This window comes from Psychrobacter sp. Pi2-1, from assembly GCF_904846645.1.
Classification (GTDB): Bacteria; Pseudomonadota; Gammaproteobacteria; order Pseudomonadales; family Moraxellaceae; genus Psychrobacter.
Genome location: NZ_CAJHBO010000040.1, coordinates 1 through 2,989, shown reverse-complemented (window position 1 = coordinate 2,989; position 2,989 = coordinate 1). Strand labels below are relative to the sequence as shown.

The following is a 2,989-nucleotide window of genomic DNA, read 5'->3' as shown; positions in this document are numbered from 1 at the left end:
ATACAAACCACTTGGGTGTTGTATGGTCAAGCCAAACGAGCAATTAGTACAGGTTAGCTACACGCATCGCTGCGCTTCCACACCCTGCCTATCAACGTCCTAGTCTTGAACGGCTCTTTAGGGAAATCTAATCTTGAGGTGGGCTTCCCGCTTAGATGCTTTCAGCGGTTATCCCATCCGAACGTAGCTACCGGGCAATGCCACTGGCGTGACAACCCGAACACCAGAGGTTCGTCCACTCTGGTCCTCTCGTACTAGGAGCAGATCCTCTCAAATTTCCAACGCCCACGGTAGATAGGGACCGAACTGTCTCACGACGTTCTAAACCCAGCTCGCGTACCTCTTTAAATGGCGAACAGCCATACCCTTAGGACCTGCTTCAGCCCTAGGATGAGATGAGCCGACATCGAGGTGCCAAACACCGCCGTCGATATGAACTCTTGGGCGGTATCAGCCTGTTATCCCCAGAGTACCTTTTATCCGTTGAGCGATGGCCCTTCCATACAGAACCACCGGATCACTAAGACCTACTTTCGTACCTGCTCGACTTGTGGGTCTCGCAGTTAAGCGCGCTTTTGCCTTTATACTCTACGACCGATTTCCGACCGGTCTGAGCGCACCTTCGTACTCCTCCGTTACTCTTTAGGAGGAGACCGCCCCAGTCAAACTACCCACCATACATTGTCCTCGGTATTGTTATACCTGAGTTAGAACCCCAACATGACCAGGGTGGTATTTCAAGATTGGCTCCACCGAGACTAGCGTCTCGGCTTCAAAGCCTCCCACCTATCCTGCACAAGTCAGGTCAAAGTTCAATGTAAAGCTGTAGTAAAGGTTCACGGGGTCTTTCCGTCTAGCCGCGGGTACACAGCATCTTCACTGCGATTTCGATTTCACTGAGTCTCTGCTGGAGACAGCGCTGCCATCATTATGTCATTCGTGCAGGTCGGAACTTACCCGACAAGGAATTTCGCTACCTTAGGACCGTTATAGTTACGGCCGCCGTTTACTGGGGCTTCGATCAAGAGCTTCGCTTACGCTAACCCCATCAATTAACCTTCCAGCACCGGGCAGACATCACACCCTATACGTCCACTTTCGTGTTTGCAGAGTGCTGTGTTTTTAATAAACAGTTGCAGCAGCCTGGTATCTGCGACTGCCAACAGCTCAAGGAGCAAGTCCTATCACCATCAACAGCGTACCTTCTCCCGAAGTTACGGTACCATTTTGCCTAGTTCCTTCAGCAGAGTTCTCTCAAGCGCCTTGGTATTCTCTACCTGATCACCTGTGTCGGTTTAGGGTACGATTCGTTTATAACTATTGCTTAGAAGCTTTTCCTGGAAGCATGGTATTTGCCACTTCGCTGTACAAGTACAGCTTGCTATCAGATCTCGGTATAGAATAGCCCGGATTTACCTAAGCTATAAACCTACATCCTTTCACCTGGACAACCAACGCCAGGCTGACATAACCTTCTCCGTCCCTCCATCGCATTATAAACAAGTATCGGAATATTAACCGATTTCCCATCGACTACGCCTTTCGGCCTCGCCTTAGGGGTCGACTCACCCAGCCCCGATTAACGTTGGACTGGAACCCTTGATCTTCCGGCGTGCGAGCTTTTCACTCGCATTATCGTTACTCACGTCAGCATTCGCTCTTGTGATACCTCCAGCATGCTTTACAACACACCTTCACAGGCTTACACAACGCTCCCCTACCACTTGAAAACAAATTCAAATCCGCAGCTTCGGCTCCTAGTTTGAGCCCCGTTACATCTTCCGCGCGGGCCGACTCGACTAGTGAGCTATTACGCTTTCTTTAAAGGATGGCTGCTTCTAAGCCAACCTCCTAGCTGTCTATGCCTTCCCACCTCGTTTCCCACTTAACTAGGAATTTGGGGCCTTAGCTGGCGGTCTGGGTTGTTTCCCTCTCCACGATGGACGTTAGCACCCACCGTGTGTCTCCCGGATATCACTCATCGGTATTCGGAGTTTGCATCGGTTTGGTAAGTCGGTATGACCCCCTAGCCGAAACAGTGCTCTACCCCCAATGGTGTTCGTCCGAGGCGCTACCTAAATAGCTTTCGGGGAGAACCAGCTATCACCGAGTTTGATTAGCCTTTCACCCCTATCCACAAGTCATCCCCTGGCTTTTCAACGACAGTGGGTTCGGTCCTCCGGTGCCTGTTACGGCACTTTCAACCTGCTCATGGATAGATCACTCGGTTTCGGGTCTATACCCTGCAACTAAACGCCCTATTAAGACTCGGTTTCCCTACGGCTCCCCTAAACGGTTAACCTTGCTACAGAATATAAGTCGCTGACCCATTATACAAAAGGTACGCGGTCACCCAACAAGTGGGCTCCCACTGCTTGTACGCACACGGTTTCAGGTTCTATTTCACTCCCCTCACAGGGGTTCTTTTCGCCTTTCCCTCACGGTACTGGTTCACTATCGGTCAGTCAGGAGTATTTAGCCTTGGAGGATGGTCCCCCCATCTTCAAACAGGATTTCTCGTGCCCCGCTCTACTTAATATGTTAACGCTAATGTTTCGAATACAGGACTATCACCTACTACGGTCAGCTTTCCCACGCTGTTCTTCTACATTAGCATTAATCGGCTTCTCCCCGTTCGCTCGCCGCTACTAGGGGAATCTCAATTGATGTCTATTCCTAAGGGTACTGAGATGTTTCACTTCCCCTCGTTCGCTTCCTAATAAATTAGGATACCTAGCTTATGCTAGGTGGGTTTCCCCATTCAGAAATCTCCGGATCACAGGATATTGCCGCCTCCCCGAAGCTTATCGCAGGCTGTCACGTCTTTCATCGCCTCTGACTGCCAAGGCATCCACCATGTGCGCTTCATTACTTGACCATACAACCCCAAGTAGTCTTTCGACTTCTAAGTGTCATACAATCTAATTATGATAACGATATCACCTATGTTTATACGCTTGATTCAGTTCTCTTTACTTTTTTTAATAAC

The 2,989-nt window shown here is 49.8% G+C and carries 1 rRNA gene; it reads right to left on the bottom strand.

Features of this window, described 5'->3' with window-relative positions:
• Positions 1-22: 22 nt before the first annotated feature.
• A 23S ribosomal RNA gene (locus tag JMX91_RS13130) occupies positions 23-2,878 on the bottom strand.
• Positions 2,879-2,989 lie beyond the last annotated feature (111 nt).